Annotated in this window: 10 protein-coding genes, 1 tRNA gene and 1 pseudogene; 2 read left to right on the top strand and 10 right to left on the bottom strand. The window is 36.7% G+C overall.

The window, feature by feature from the left end; translation table 11 throughout:
* Window positions 1-514: 514 nt before the first annotated feature.
* The 6 genes and pseudogenes from FOF60_RS06960 to FOF60_RS06935 form a co-directional block, all read right to left on the bottom strand.
* Entirely contained in the window at window positions 515-1,264 is a 750-nt protein-coding gene (locus tag FOF60_RS06960; protein ID WP_192473725.1) for a hypothetical protein, read from the bottom strand.
* A 660-nt stretch (window positions 1,265-1,924) separates the two neighbouring features.
* Window positions 1,925-4,504, bottom strand: coding sequence for an AAA family ATPase (locus FOF60_RS06955; protein ID WP_192473724.1), 2,580 nt, complete (start codon window positions 4,502-4,504; stop codon window positions 1,925-1,927).
* A gap of 191 nt (window positions 4,505-4,695) precedes the next feature.
* Complete coding sequence (gene istB / locus FOF60_RS06950) at window positions 4,696-5,460, bottom strand: IS21-like element IS643 family helper ATPase IstB (protein ID WP_192473832.1); 765 nt, start codon at window positions 5,458-5,460, stop codon at window positions 4,696-4,698.
* A pseudogene (gene istA, locus FOF60_RS06945) lies at window positions 5,460-7,005 on the bottom strand (IS21 family transposase). Before istA ends, istB begins: the two are co-directional and overlap by 1 nt.
* Window positions 7,006-7,357: 352 nt before the next feature.
* Window positions 7,358-8,272, bottom strand: coding sequence for a hypothetical protein (locus FOF60_RS06940; RefSeq protein WP_192472316.1), 915 nt, complete (start codon window positions 8,270-8,272; stop codon window positions 7,358-7,360).
* Window positions 8,273-8,511: 239 nt separating this feature from the next.
* Complete coding sequence (locus FOF60_RS06935) at window positions 8,512-10,131, bottom strand: hypothetical protein (RefSeq protein ID WP_192472315.1); 1,620 nt, start codon at window positions 10,129-10,131, stop codon at window positions 8,512-8,514.
* A 542-nt stretch (window positions 10,132-10,673) separates the two neighbouring features.
* Between FOF60_RS06935 and FOF60_RS06930 the strand changes: the two genes are divergently transcribed.
* A complete protein-coding gene (locus FOF60_RS06930; protein ID WP_192472314.1) occupies window positions 10,674-11,789 on the top strand; it encodes a site-specific integrase in 1,116 nt (371 codons plus the stop codon).
* A 119-nt stretch (window positions 11,790-11,908) separates the two neighbouring features.
* Here FOF60_RS06930 and FOF60_RS06925 read toward each other — a convergent pair.
* Window positions 11,909-11,981 (bottom strand) — tRNA-Val (locus FOF60_RS06925).
* An 89-nt stretch (window positions 11,982-12,070) separates the two neighbouring features.
* Window positions 12,071-12,688, bottom strand: a complete 618-nt coding sequence (locus FOF60_RS06920; protein ID WP_192472313.1) for an NUDIX hydrolase — start codon at window positions 12,686-12,688, stop codon at window positions 12,071-12,073.
* 132 nt (window positions 12,689-12,820) lie between these two features.
* On the opposite strand from FOF60_RS06920, the gene FOF60_RS06915 reads away from it, so the two are divergent.
* Window positions 12,821-13,045 carry a hypothetical protein gene (locus FOF60_RS06915; protein ID WP_192472312.1) on the top strand — a complete coding sequence of 75 codons (225 nt, stop codon included), beginning with the start codon at window positions 12,821-12,823 and terminating at the stop codon, window positions 13,043-13,045.
* Window positions 13,046-13,084: 39 nt separating this feature from the next.
* Here the strand turns inward: FOF60_RS06915 and FOF60_RS06910 are convergent, their stop codons facing one another.
* Window positions 13,085-15,043 carry a TRAP transporter permease gene (locus FOF60_RS06910; protein ID WP_192472311.1) on the bottom strand — a complete coding sequence of 653 codons (1,959 nt, stop codon included), beginning with the start codon at window positions 15,041-15,043 and terminating at the stop codon, window positions 13,085-13,087.
* Window positions 15,030-15,563 carry a DUF1850 domain-containing protein gene (locus FOF60_RS06905; protein ID WP_192472310.1) on the bottom strand — a complete coding sequence of 178 codons (534 nt, stop codon included), beginning with the start codon at window positions 15,561-15,563 and terminating at the stop codon, window positions 15,030-15,032. Before FOF60_RS06905 ends, FOF60_RS06910 begins: the two co-directional genes overlap by 14 nt.
* Window positions 15,564-15,628 lie beyond the last annotated feature (65 nt).

The following is a 15,628-nucleotide window of genomic DNA, read 5'->3' as shown; positions in this document are numbered from 1 at the left end:
ATTTATTGTATAGCCCTTCTTCTCTAATTTATAATTAAGGCTGTTAACCAAGCTATTTATCTTGGCCGCTGCTGCAAAAGTGTCATGAACTTGACTCTTATATTGACCACTAAAATAGCAGAAACACAATCACCCACAATTTTTTATTCTTTACAACTAATGTATCCGCTCAGTATGGCAACAATTTCGCTTATATATGACCTATAAATTTTACAAGGGTTTTCTTTTGATGGACTTGCGGGAGGGTTGAAGAGTCTCTGGCCAGTGCCTAGGGAACGGCTAAAGGGAGCGATTCTATGTGGTATCCTTGTTTTAACTGTGTAAAGGAGGAATTGAAAAATAAAAAATAGCCCACCCTGCCAACCAAAGCTTGTGTGGGCTACCATGTAGCACAATTTACAGCACGAGATATTAGCTACATTATTAATTATACAATTCTCGTTGTAAACTTACAAATATAACCAACCACCTATAACACATATTATGAGTGGTTAAATATATTAGTAAAAATCCTTTACTTTAATTTTATTTTTCCAGTTTTAGTCACTTTAAAGTGTGATATATCCTTTACCTCCACTATTTGATATTGATTTTTATAGCTTTTAGTTTTTTCGTTAAAAGGAGCAATAATGAATTTATCGTTGTAGGTAGTCAAAACAATGAATGCTTCTTTGTTTTTTTCAGTTACAATATAATCATCTTCCGTCCAAGCTTTAAAATAACCTATACCAAAAGATATTACCGTTGAATAAACGAATACTAAAATCATTAAATAAACATAATTCCTTTTTTTATATAAATTAAATACAATTCCCACAAAATATGGTATTAGAACGCCTATTAGGAACGGCCATATACCCTTTTTATCAAAGACGTATAGAAGGATTATCACTATTGTCGGCAAACAGTAAACAAAAAAGATATATTTAATTATTCCTATAAATGACGTCTTTCTATTCTTTCGACTTAAACTGGTAACAATACCTGGTTGTGAACCATCGTTCTTTTGTGATTTATATTTTCGAAGCAGCGAAACTCCATACCAACTACATAAAATAATAATTGGAGCTAAATGTAAGGATGAATAAATAATCTGCTGGATATTTAATTCCACAAAAGATAATGGTAAATGATAATAAAATAACTTTCCTGAATAAAACAAAAATGAAAGCAAGTATAATAGTGCTGTAAGAATTGCTAATAAAAACGCATAATCAATTGTAACTAATTTAGATCCTTCGATACCCATATCCTCAGAATGCACTTTTATTACCCCTTTGTATATAGAGATATTTCGTCTGAATTTAACACAACCTGCACAAAGAAATATCCTCTTTCTGACAGGTATCTTTCCAAATAAATTTCTTTAGGAGCTAAGATGACTGTTTCTGAAAATACAAGACAATCTGGTAAATAGAGTAGTGAATAAAAAGATCTATAAAAACACCTAACATCTCTCTATTAATGATACGTTGTAAAATTAAGAAATTATATTAATCTGTATAGAAGTCACTGCAGGGTCAGAAGAATGTCTTAACTCGTCTGTCTAGTAAAACCTAATTCAACTAAATCTTCTTATCCCATATTCTTCTCCTTTTAGCGTTATACAAGGAATATTATACCATTAAAAAAAGATGCATGAATATAGAGAAAAGTAAACCACGGAATAGTACAAGTGGTCAGTTAAGTGGGATTTAAAAAAATAAAAAAGCAACCTACCCTGCGGCAACAAAGCCAGCGTGTAAAGTTACTTTTTCAAGCTAATTCCCAACAAGATATATTAGCAACAGTACAATTTAAATGCATCCTTAACCATAGCTCAAATTAAACCCACCACAAATAACAATTAAAATGAGTGGTATAATATTTTATTTTATTGCTTTGACTCTATTTAAATATCTTAATAATTTCAAATAAAAATAGATTATGTAATACTCCGCTTCTTAAATTCCCCTAACCAACATTTTATTGTTTCCATATCTTCTTTCAGTTCATCGGGTTCAGGTAGCATTATTGGTGTTTCATAGGATTGAGAGTGTTCATATGTGGAGTACTTTGTCATTAATTCTTCAAACATCTTACAATCATCTACAGTTATGTGAGCAAGTTTATGAATTTTCCCCATAGTATTTACTGAACGCCTAAACCGGTGAACAACATCGGCAAGTAAATCATTCTCAATAAATCGTTCAATTAAAATTCTGAAATCGCTACATATCCCTTTTGCTAGAAGGTCGTATTCTATTCTTCCTTTTTCTTGTAATACTTTTCGAGCTCTACTTAATCTATCATTCAAGAGTAAATTTAATGCCTTATCCGGTCTCTTAGCAAATACCGGGGTTTCTCCTGGTTCACCAGTACCCCAAGATTCCGACCGAAGCCAAGTAACATCGCAGTCTATTCCTAAATCATTTGCAGCTTCTTCAAGTAACGTCAAAAATGATAGTCGGTGAGTAAAGACTATTACTTGTCTAGATAGGCTCAATCTGGCAATTCTTCTAATAGTTGCCTCTTCAAACAATTGATCCAGGGAAGAAATAGGGTCATCAAATATAAAAGGGGTATTATCCGAGCTACCCTCCACGTCTGCAAGAAATCCCGCCAGCGAAACTATACGAAACTCACCTTCACTTAATACCTCAGAGGTACGGACAGTTGAGTGACAATTTTTAAGTTGGATTTGATGATAGATATGACCTTTTTGTGCTTTAGTCTTTACAAGATTAACACTAATTCTAGAGCCCCCAAGTTCTCTTAATTCCTTTTGGAACCTTTTAATGTATTCAGATGTAATTAATACATCTGATAACGAAGATTTCTTTGTTGACAACGTTTGAGTTGCTGTGAGTGAAAGGGCATCCTTATATTTAACAATACACTTAAGGTTGTCAACATTTTGGGTAATAACTGTTTTGTTTTGGTGCAACCACTTACGAGCTTCAAGTTCTATAATTTTGTTCTTGGTTTCATCCCTTTTTTCGCTTACCGCCAATTCAGCAAAACCAGAGGCCTCTTCTTCTTTACCTACCGCGGCTTCAGTTAAAGCAAATAATATATCTTCAGTAGGTAATGGGGGAAGTTGGTCAAGTGAAGTAGTATTCTTTAAACAATCCCTTCTGCTTTGTAGCCTAGCACAAAAATCTATTACATTTTTCTTCTCGACTTCTGAGGTGATTCCTAGAGAATTACAATAAAGTTCAATGTGTGCATCACTTGGAATCTCCTTTATTTCTCCTAACAACTTATTTAAATGTTCTTCAGCTACTTTAGCTTGTTCGCTAAGGGATTCTTTTATGTAAGATTCAAAAGAATTTAGTCTACTTTTCGCTTCACTCAATAGGGGCTGGTGGCAAAGTACACAATTCGCACCAGTAGAAGTGTATGGAAAAGGTTCACTTGGATAAGCGTGTTGTTCAGAAAAAGATCTTGCTTGCTCCCAGAGTATTTTCCAACTTTCAGTACCTACACCATCAAGTGGAAGACCTTCAAAGATTTTCTTGGCATCCTCATCTGCAGCCTTTTTAATATTGACAAAGTCTGCCTTAGCATTAATTATTCTCGTACATGCTACATCTGATAAAGAGGTTTTAATATCTGAAAGTAGTTTATGAAAATCTATAATGCTTTTTGCAGTTTTTCTATATTGTTTCATCTTTTCAATAGGATCTGTCTCTGCGATCTGTTTTCTTTTATTGTTAAGTTCGTGTTCGTCAGCCTCACCCCAAGAACAGTGGGCTTCGATTTCTTTTTTGCTAGTAGAATCACTAATTTTACTAAACCAGAGAATTGAAATGGTTTTTGAAAATTCAACGGGTGGACTTAATTTTGCAAGCGAAATGCTCTCCATTTCCCGCTTAATAGCTTGTCCGACTTTGATACATACATTGGTTAATTGACTAAAAAACTGAAGTATCCATGGTTCATAGGCAACCTCGTTCTCCTCATTTACATAAACATTGGCACAGTCAGTATCGTAAAGTTGTAAAACTCTTAACTCACTAAGTGCTCCCATTTCGGGAGTCCACCTAACATCACTTGTATTCTCATTTGATGTAATTTTTACTGAACATTCTTGAAGTTGCTTACTTTGTTGATACACATTACCCAATAACGTCCCAGTTTTTTTAGCTCCTGACATGTGTTTAAGTAACCGAACATAGCTTGATTTACCCGAACCATTTTGACCATATACAATAGACAAGGATCCCTTGAAAGAGAGAGGATTCCTAGGACCAAGGGCGCTAATACCTTTCACATAGTTTATTGAATCCATTCTTAAGTTAGTTGATGAATCCTTTATCGAAAGACTTTTTGGTTCAATACTCTTAAATTTCATTTCGGAATCTATTAGATTTGCTTCTGTTTTACATAATTCGATTAACTCTTGTATGTCCGTATTGCTTAATGTGTTGTTATTTTTGATTAGTCGTGACGCCGCATCTTGAAGCCAATGATGACGTTGAGCTAGCCACTTTTCGATATCAGTATATAGTTGTTGATCCATAGATAAACCTCCCAAGATTTACAGGTTATAGGATAAGTTTACCATATTCCAACTTGTTCCAGTAAATAGTTATTTTTTGCTTACGATTTGAAAGAGTATATTTTATGTTACTAGGTTCTAACGGATTGCCTTAAGAGCACGATGTGCTGTAGACGTCAAGTTTAATTTTACACTTTATGCTCGTTTCCTTTTTACACTTCTGCTGAAAAAATGCTTTTTCGGTTTTTCATCCGATGACTTTCCTCATCCTCGCCACCATGTACGACTTCAACACGATGAAGCAAACGGTCCAAAATAGCTGTCGTAATGCCTTGATCTCCAATTAAATTACCCCATTCATCTGGACTTTTATTTGAGGTAAGGATGATCGAACTTCGTTCGTATAAATGATTAATTAAATGAAAGAATAAGTTTGCTTCTCTCTGATCCATCGCCATGTACATCAAATCATCGATAATCATAAGATCGGCATTTCTAATCCGTTTGAGTTGGACTTTAGATTTATTCAAGTATTCTTCTGTCTTTAATAGCTGTACAAGCTCACCCATTGTAGCGAAGTAAACATTGAATCCTCTGTAAACGGCTTCGAGTCCTAGTCCGATTGCGATGTACGTTTTTCCAATGCCAGGTGGCCCTAGTAGAATTAAGTTGTATTGTTGTTCCAGCCAGCTTAACTCTCTGAGTTGTTTTAGCTGTCGTGCTGTCAGAACGTTTTGACCTTCCAGTTCAAACTCATCTAATGACTTCACGAAAGGGAAGCGTGCCCATTTCATTCTTTTATCAAGGCTTTTTGCTTCACGTTTTGCTAATTCATAACGCGTAAGAGATTCTAAGAATTCTAAGTAAGTCCAAGATGCTTTCTCAGCTTCGCGAAGAAGCTGTGGCAGCTCCTCCGCAGTCTCAGATAAGCGTAACTGACGAAATTGATCTTGTAATTCATGCACCGTCTTGTTCATTATGCTCGACCTCCTAAAATGCTTGTATACGCATTTAAAGAACGGATAGAGGCCTTGATATGAGAGTGTTTTGCTGAATTAGGATAAAAGGATTGTACCTCTTTAATCGGTTCATCACTCAATGTATCAAGGTGATGAGCGATATCGCGAAAATCATTCGCATTGTATAATTTCTCTGTCATGCACTTAGTCATCACAATATCAATTAATGCTGGGTACTGTTGAATCACCTTGTGGATGATCGCAAACTGGTCTCGACGATACCTTGGGTATCTTTGGCTGATTTCATCAAAATAAACAGCTGCCTGTGTCTGATCTTCAAAGTTAGAGATTAGACGTTGCTTAAGCTCTTCAATCCCTTTTGAACGATCACGGGTATGATGGCGGTTTTGAATGAGTTTTCCTTTTTCTGAGCTAATAATGTGTTCGGCAATGATTTCACCATTTACTTCTTTTCGGATTACAAGCATACGATGTTCGTCGCCTGTCACTTCAATCCATACAAGATTTTCAGTCCTTGTTTGATAAGTCCCGAGTGGGACGGAATAACGGTTTGACTTATAACGGATAGTGTTGTCCTTGCTTACACTTCTTGTTATACTTTGGTTATTGGTACTTTCATATGAAAGTAACGAAGAGACTGGCTGTAAGTGTTGCTTTTCGAGGAGAAACACTTCTGCTGGTCTTTTTTTTTGTTGTCTGGTGAACCTGATGGTTCCCCGTACGTTGAAGCCACTGTAGTGCTCGATTATTCCAATCTTCTATGTCGCTAAACACTCGACTGTCTGCGAAATTGCCTTTTATGTATTTAACTACATTTTCAATCATGCCCTTAGATTCAGGATCAGCTCTTCTACACAAGTGAACTTTAAACTTACGCTCATTCACATAGCTTTGAAATTCTGATGTTAAAAGCAGATGGCCTGCATTTTCACTCACTGTGATTAAGTGGTCCTGATCATAAACGATTTCTTCTGTTCGTCCTCCGTAAAATTGGAATGCATTTTCATGACACCTGATCGCATCTCTTGTAGTAAATGGACGTACCTGCCATTCCATATATTTATGTCTGGAGTGAGCGAGTACAAAGGCAATAAAGTACAGTTTGATTTCTTTGTTGTTTATCGTCTTCTGTTTTGTTTCACCCCAGTCTACCTGAAGCTGTTTGCCCATTGGTTGTTCAGGAACTGCTTCGTATTGACGAACGATGACCTTTTTCTCAATCTGATAGACTTCACGAATATTTTTCACATAAGTTCTCACAGTACTTCCACCGACCAATAGGTCGGGATATCTCTCCAAAAGCCAATCATGAATTTGAGCACTACTCAGGTGAGGATACTCTTCTAGCCAGGCAAGTATCCAGTCTTTATAATGATCCAATTTTTTCTTCTTCCCCAAAGGTTGTTCCGTATACGCTTTTGCTTCATCAAATGACATTTCTAAATACTTATAGACAGTTGGTCTTGAGATCTTAAGCTCCTTAGCAATTTGTGCTACTTTAAATTTTCTTTTACGTAGTTCATGAATCTTTACATATAACACTAACTTCTCCTCCAAAAACCCTAACCTCCAGTAAAATAACATCACTATCTATTTTACTAAAGTAGTAGGTTGATTGAGCAAAAGTGTAAAATCTAATCAAGCAAAAACTGTCAACTTTATTCTAGCGTTAACATGTGCCTTAATCATGGTTCTCTGGTTCCTATTCTATACTTTAAAATATAAAAGCTGGTAAGGACTTAGTTTAGTGTATTTTGGTGCAGTATCCTAATGGATTAAGGCTTTAAAATGCACCAAGCAACAAAGTTTCAGGTGAAATTAGAAAGCGAAGCCTAGTAATTATTAAGGCTAATTATAAAAAAAACCCCTATACATGGAGGTCCAATTACTAAAATCATTGCGTCTTAATATACATTTTCGTGCTTAGTGGTTTTATATTATTATCTCTTAAGAGGCCCTGAAATAATTCTGTAGTTTGCACCCGTTGGAGTTTTTTATTTCCAGCCGGCCCATTTAACCCTAGTTTTTCTTTAAGTGCCTGTTTGGTAATAGTTTCATTTATAAGTAAACTGCTAAAAATATCACTCATTTGTTTATACCAACTTGGTTTGGAAGACTCTATTAAATTCCATTCTAACAATGAACTTCCACTAAAATATTCTTTTAAGAGACTAATAAAGATTTTATCTCTAGTTGGTATAAAAATTCTAACTACTTCTTTATTACTTCTATTACGGATTTTTGTTCTTAAGATATCTTGGATAATTCCCACTAATTGATCATTAAGTTTTACCCTCTCAATCTCCAAGTCTTTGAATCTTCGTACTCCATTTATAGTAATAGTCTCATTACTTAAGACGTCCCCATTCAGTGCAATATGTTTAGAAATGTAATATGGGTCACTTTTGTGTTGAATCCCTACAATTACCATTACTGTGCAATCCACATATTCATTAGAACCTTTTACATTACCATAATGGTTTATTTTTACTCTGTCGTTGGAAATCTCTTTAGATAAATCATTAATTAACTCTGGTTTATGCTCTTTAAAACAAAGGACAAAAACCTTTTCCTTTTCTGCTAATATTTTTATTGATTCAACTACTTTCTCCTTCAGAGAAGGTTCTATCTTCAAGGATTGCTTACTGATTGTTAAAGGGGCATTATAAATTTCCAATTGATTATAGTCCCTTATTCCTTTAGGCATTGATAAAATGTCGATATTTTCATTGACGTTGTAATCCAAATCAATTTCTGAGGTTCCGTCTAAAATGATAGTATTAAAACTACTGTTATCTAGTTTACTCACAAATTGAAAATATGCACTTACTTGATTAAATTGATCTCTATGAACCCTCCCTCCTAATTTTAGTAATTGCTCAACATAATCAATACTTTAATTAATGATTCTGTTGAAACAACATCATTATGATTAGAGATAGTACTTCTAACCTCCAATATAAATTGATCTAAGTCTCTTTTCTTGAGAGACCTTATATTAATCAAAGAGGGCTTTTCATCAACAATAAGAAGGTTTCTTCTAAATGTTCATCCTCTAAAATCACTCCAAAACTCATAATTCTTCAGTTTTTCTTTCTCCATTTGAAGTCTGGCATGCGAAATAATAACCACAGGAAAATTTTTTTGCGTGTTATATTTCTTAGGCAAATCACAATTATTTATATATTCACAGCCTCGACAAACACCGTATGAATATTCTACTAAATCCTTTTTGCAACCTTTAAAGGTATATGCACTTTCCATAACATAGGCTGCCGGTTTAGATACGTAATTTGGAATGTCACGACCTCCCCCCTCCTCTTCGTAACAAGAATAATTTCCTAATTCTTTTGCTATTTGCTTCGCTGTCTCTAGCCTTTCAACCACAATGATGGCTCCTGACTGTTCGACCTTTTGTTGCAATAAATATTTGAGCATTTCTCTAAGTAAAGTACTTTTACCTCCTCCTGGAGGAAGAGAAGCACACAAGAAACTTTTATTGGAATCTAAAGCACAGTTTAGGATGCTCTCATAAACATACTTAGTCTGATAATCAACTTCAATTCCTCTTTCGTTCATGACACAGATAAGATTATGTAGAATATTGCTAACTAGAGCTTTATAATCCCCAGAAGCTTGTTCTATACTTATCGCATCAGTTGTCGACATACTTTCCAGGTTGATGTGTCTAAAGTATTTTTCTTGCGTTCGATTACTTAAAGTTTTCCATGCTAGTAGTAATTCATCTATACCTAAATGTTGTGCAATCCATCCCAACGTTTTACCTGAACCCACTTTACATTCACCATCAGCTAATCCCCGTGAACAATAAACTATTAAATCCGATTTATACATGTATGCGGATGGATTGCTATCTTTGTGAATCGGACAGGAAAATGAAAGACGATCCCCATAGTCAGTCCATTTTAAGTTGCTATCGGTTAGGTAGGTTGTAAAAAGACTTAGATTTTTATTCACTTCCAGTGAAAACTCTTTAAAATTACTGGAGTTTTTCCTAACATGATATTTTCTACCCACTTGAGGAAAGGCGTTCATAATCTCTTCTTGAGTATATACATACTGTGGGTTAAAACTGATCAACTCTTCTTCATAAACTTTCCCGAGATGAAACTCTTTATAATTATTAACAAATGGCATTCGTAAAGCGCGTGAAGGGTTAATTACACTTTTATCCCCTTCAAAATATTCAATTAACTGTTGTTGAATATTTTTAAAATATACTATTGAATTTTCTAGTAGATCAGGAGAGCTCTTATCCCATTTCCCGTCTTTAATACGGTAAAGGAGTTTATGGCCTTTCCTCCCCTTATACACCATTGTAGGGGCCAAAGGAGCTTCTTTTATTCTTTCCATTTGTATACCTTTGTCACCTTCATCGATATCTACAAAATGCCAACGAACTTCTTGTATTAAATGGTTATGCGCCGCCCCATTTGGATAAAAGCAGATACCGAGTTTACCATTTTCCATGAGATTCAATAACTCTGGGATCACGGAATCAACTTCTGTCATTATGATAGTTCCTTGCGCTCCTTGAGAACTTAAAGGGCTATCTGATAGAGCAATAATTGGTAGATCACTCCATTCTTCACCAAAGTACCTTACAGCATCTTCTAAACATTTTATATTTGTTTGCTCCATTTTCAATTTGATTCCTCCAGTTAAGAGGACATACTCTTATATATATTTAATAAGAATATGTCCCTTTCTATGATGTTTAAAGGAGTTATGCACCCCTTCAACGGCTCTATACGAGTTGAAAATGGAGGAATTAAGAGGTTTAAATAAAATTTTAAAAAAATTCTTGTGACTTTTTAAAACTAAACTTTTTAAAAAGCAAAAAAAGCTATGAAAATTAATACGTGTCTGTTATTTGCTTTAAAGGTAATCTTTAAATGTTTAAATCTGTTTTTAAAGAATACCTTTTGCTTGGTATAAAAGCTTTCACAATAATATGTATGTATTATCTATTCGTCTCATAAGAGAATTTTTTTATAAAAAATAATTTCATTTCTACTTAAATATTGTATTTATATCTCGTATAGAGAACTAAGGTGACCTTTATGGTGTACTAATAAACTTACTGGAGGTATAAAAATTGCTTATTTTCATATGGAAATCTTGTATAATTAGTAATGAAGCTTGTCATACCTTTAGGGGACATTATCTATTTAAGGAGAATGTCACCAATGGGACAAATAAAAAAAGAAGGTTCTAGTTGGTATTTTGTTGCTGAACTAGGAACCGATCCTATTACTGGGAAGCGACGGAGAAAAAAGGAGCGTGGCTTTAAAACCAAGAGGGACGCTGAGAAAGCTTTAGCGTTAGTGGAGGCAGCTGTTTATAAAGGGACTTATTTTGCACCCTCAAGTATGCTGTTGAAAGACCATATAAATGACTGGTTTAAAAGTAAGAAAAATAGCATAAGTATTCAAACAGCTAATACTTATGAGGCTTACTTAAAGAATCGAATCATTCCCTACATCGGCCATGTGCAATTGGCTCAGCTTTCACCTGTCCTTCTACAGAAATTCGTCAATGAACTTAAGGATGAGGGTCTCGCAAGTTCTAGTGTTAAGAAAATATATAGCATTGTTAAAGGTGCCCTTGATTATGCTGTGAATATGGAACTCTTACCTTCTAATCCGATTACTAAGATTCAACTTCCAAAGGATAGTAAAAAGGAAATGGCGGTATGGGACGTTCCAGAAATCCAGTCATTTCAAAAAGCAGCATGCTTAGACAGGCTTTATCCTGCATTTTATCTAGCTATAACAACTGGTATGCGCAGGGGGGAAATATTAGGGTTACGCTGGAGAGATGTTGACCTTGAAAAAGAAATGCTTTATGTTCGTCAAACCCTCAGTAAAGATGGAAAACATTCCCTTTCAGAGGCAAAAACGAAGGCTAGTATTAGGAGTATCAAACTTTCAAATGACACCGCAGCACTCCTAAGGAAGCATAAGGCTGGTGTGGCCAAAGAGAAACTTAGCCTCGGACCTGAATATGTAGACAATGATCTTATCATTAGTACTTCAAAAGGAACCCCAATTAACCCAGAAAATCTAAAACGAACTTTTCAAAGGTTAATCAAAGAGGCTAATGTTCCATCTATAAGGTTGCATGATTTAAGGCATACTCATGCCACAATGCTGCTAGCTTGTGGTGTAAATGCAAAAGTAATTTCAGAACGCCTGGGGCACACTAACATAAAGACTACGCTAGATATTTATTCGCATGTTCTGCCTAGCATGCAGGAAGAAGCGGCAAATCGAATTGATACCCTTTTAAGGAAATCAAACTAAAAATAAAATGGCACCAAAATGGCACCAACCTAGTTTTCTGTAACTTGTTTGGTGCCATGTAAATAAAACAAAAAAGCCTGAAACCTTTATATATTAAGGGTTTCAAGCTTTTAAAAGTATGATTCCTACTGGGTTCGAACCAGCGACCTCTACCCTGTCAAGGTAGCGCTCTCCCAGCTGAGCTAAGGAATCTTATTAAGTTCGTCCTGCTTAGTGAGGACATTTATTAATATATACTGGATTGATAGGATTGTCAATAATATTTTGTATAAAAAGGTGATTTATGCATTCTTAATTGCCTTAATCACACTTTCAATATATTCATCCTCATGTGGAACAAAATCGTGCTTCGACACAAGCATGCTATGCGGTATCTTTTCTTGGTCCCTGCTCACCAGGAAGCCTTCTACTTTTATTTCCTCCACTTTGCCAAACCATAAGTTTTCAAATTCATTCAGACTTACCCTCATAATTCCCGAGACCTCTTCGAATTGCAGCTCATAGCTGTCGAATGGTAGATGTTGGTCATATAAATAAACATGGCATAATTCGTTGTCGATTAATTCTGCACTGTCCAATGCATCTTTAATAATCCCTAATGAATGCAGATCCTCCAGTGCTATATCTATCCCAAGTTCCTCTTTTACTTCCCTTAAGCCATCCAGTGGGCTTTCATCAGCAAGAATATGCCCTGCTGCAGTGATATCCATTAAATTCGGGTAATCTTTTTTAGCCGAACTGCGGACTTGAAAGAAAAGAAAGTCTTCATTGCCTATCCTTTCTGTTAACCAGCAATGGAATGTTTCATGCCAATATCCTGCTTTATGTATTTCTGATCTCGTTTCTGTTCCTATCCAATTTCCCTGTTCATCGAACACCTTAAGCAATTCATTCTCCATTACTAACACCTCACTTCTAAATTATACCATATATCCCTTTAAAAAGTTTAGGAACGAGTGTTCTAAAAAGATTGAGTAAAGAACGAATGTTCGGGTATAATATTATTAGAAAAAATTTAAGGAGTGAAACGCATGAATGGTCTGCTTGAAAAATCACGTAATGAAAACCTTGCTGTGGAGATGATTTATCTTGCAGCAAATAACCAAATTACCCAACGCAGAATTATCGTTAAAGAAATACACGATCGTTATTTTAAAGCTTTCTGTTTTCTCAGAAAGGCTGACCGCCTGTTCAAAAAGGAAAACATCCTGTCAGTTATGCCTGAAAAACGAAATAAGCTGCTTAAATCAAGCTAAAAAAAAGAAGCCCTTTAGTAAGGACTCCTTTTACATTTATTAATTTGCTGTCTTAGGTTTCACTGAATCTTTATCCTTAATGATAATCTGAAGTGCAACAAGCAGGATAAAAAGACCGAGACCGATTATATCTGTCATACCTTCTGGGTAGATCAGCATAATACCTCCCACGATTCCCAGCACTCTTTCCCACCAGAATAATTTCCTCAGCCAGTAACCGATTATGCCGGCACCAATTGCCAGCATACCTGAAATGGCCGTGAATACCACCCAAATCAAGTACGTCCAGGTAGTATCAATCATCAGGAGTTCAGGAGACAACACGAACATATAAGGAATGATAAAAGCGGCAATTGCCAGCTTGGCCGAATTCACACCTGTCCGCAGCGGTTCTCCGCCGGAAACACCCGCCGCCGCGAATGCTGCAAGCGCAACAGGAGGAGTGATATCGGCAATAATGCCAAAATAGAAAACAAATAAGTGGGCAGATAAATCTGGTATACCCAAAAGGATAATTGCAGGTGCTGCAATTGTTGAAGTGATAACATAGTTAGCTGTCGTTGGTGAACCCATCCCTAAAACGATGGCTGCAAGCATTGTCAGCATCAATGTTGGAATCAAGTAACCACCAGATAGGTCGAGCAAGCCATTAGCAAGCTTCAATCCGAGACCAGTCTTCGTGACTACTCCAACAATGATACCAGCCGCAGCTGTAGCTGCCGCTACTCCCAGAGCTGTCCTCGCACCATCGACAAGTGCATCGATTGCATCTCTAAATCCGATTCTCGTCTCTTTGCTAACAGCACTTACTACAATCGTAGATAGAATCGACCACAAAGCAGCACGCATAATACTCATACCGCTGACCATTAGGATAATAACAATCAGGATCGGCAAAAGTAGATAAATCTTTCTAAGAACTTCTTTTCTGTCGGGCATTTCTTCATCGGATAAACCGCGAAGCCCTATTCTCTTCGCTTCGAAGTGGGTCATGATCCAGATACCAGTAAAATATAATAACGCCGGGATCGTCGCAGCTTTGGCAATATCCCAATAGGTGATCCCGCCACCGATGAATTCAACCATCAGGAACGCTGCTGCTCCCATGATCGGCGGCATCAGCTGACCACCAGTTGATGCCGCCGCTTCTACAGCACCGGCAAATTCTTTGCGATACCCAAGCTTTTTCATCATTGGAATCGTAAAAGAACCCGATGTAACAACGTTAGCCACTGAGCTTCCGCTGATTGTTCCCTGCAGGGCACTGGAGAAAATCGCAACCTTAGCAGGGCCGCCAGTACTTTTGCCCGCAACGGCTACGGCAAGATCATTGAAATATTGTCCAACGCCGGTTTTTACCAGGAAGGCACCGAACAATAGGAATAAGAATATAAATGTTGAGGAAACGCCCAAAGGCGTTCCTAGAATACCCTCTGTCGTAAAGAACATTGTCTGAACGAGAGATTCCAGGTCAAGTCCCCTGTGTGCCAAGAAGCCTGGCATATAAGGTCCATAAAGGGCATAAACCATGAATAAAGCTGCAATAATCGTGATTGGCAAGCCAACCGTCCTTCGTGTCGCTTCAAGGACCAGCAGGATTGCGGCAATACCAATGTAAAAATCAGTTGGTGTTAATCGTCCGACACGGTTAACGAGCTCATCGATCATTACTGGCCAATAGGCTCCGACGGCAACAGCAATCACAGCCAATAGCAGATCATACCATGCCACCTTTTTCACCTTAAGGTTTTTCTTCCTTGCCGGGAACAATAAGAAAATCAGTGCCAGAGCGAATCCCAGGTGGATGGAACGCTGGAGCTGTGCAGTCAGGATACCAAATATTGAGGTGTATAGCTGAAATACAGAGAAAGCCAGAAGCCCAAAGAAGACAATCCATCCCATCTTGCCTGCCAACTTTCTAGTTGCGGCCTCCGGATCATATTTCTCCAGAAGCTCTTGTTGTTTTTCTTGAGATACCGTTTCTTCATTTGTCGTCAAGGATATTCACTCCTTCCAATTGCTTTAATAAACTAATTTCCTCAATCTTTATCCGTACCCGTGATCCTGGCTTAATCGCCTTTGACAATGGGTAGGTTACGTCTTCATATATCAGGGTATGGTTTGCCCGGACCTGGCCAAGCCTCATATCGAAATGTGAAAATTCCCTGGCCATATTTGTAATATAATACTTGCCATCCTTCATTTCAAAGCTCTCTCCATCTACAGTTTCTGATGGCATACCGATTGCAAAATCTTCATACTCCAGTTCGTATTGTCTGATTTTATTGCTCTCGGTCACTTTATAGCTTTCAATCACATCTGACAGATGTATTGAGTGCTTATACTTTATTTTAAAGGTTTCGCCTGCACTGGTCGGTACATAGCAGAGTATATCATTACTTTCAGGTGTAAGAAAAACAAGAGCTTTTTTGTATGGGATATTGATTGAAATCACAATAAAAATAATGATGAGGGCCGACAGTACGAAGATTTTTGGTTTATTCCAGTTTCTTTTCATATTACTAGCCTCGCCTGTCCATTGTCTCCGATGGAGTACTTTCTTTATTGCAGTAAAAAATAGAC

The organism is Mesobacillus jeotgali, from assembly GCF_014856545.2.
Lineage (GTDB): Bacteria > Bacillota > Bacilli > Bacillales > Cytobacillaceae > Mesobacillus.
Note: the sequence above shows the minus strand (reverse complement) of the source record. Positions and strands in the feature narration are given on the sequence as shown.

Coding starts and splice junctions, on each gene's coding strand:
- FOF60_RS06905 (WP_192472310.1), bottom strand. CDS start 15,563: ATGAAAAGAAACTGGAATAAACCAAAAATCTTCGTACTGTCGGCCCTC.
- FOF60_RS06915 (WP_192472312.1), top strand. CDS start 12,821: ATGAATGGTCTGCTTGAAAAATCACGTAATGAAAACCTTGCTGTGGAG.
- FOF60_RS06955 (WP_192473724.1), bottom strand. CDS start 4,504: ATGGATCAACAACTATATACTGATATCGAAAAGTGGCTAGCTCAACGT.
- FOF60_RS06930 (WP_192472314.1), top strand. CDS start 10,674: ATGGGACAAATAAAAAAAGAAGGTTCTAGTTGGTATTTTGTTGCTGAA.
- FOF60_RS06920 (WP_192472313.1), bottom strand. CDS start 12,688: ATGGAGAATGAATTGCTTAAGGTGTTCGATGAACAGGGAAATTGGATA.
- istB (WP_192473832.1), bottom strand. CDS start 5,460: ATGAACAAGACGGTGCATGAATTACAAGATCAATTTCGTCAGTTACGC.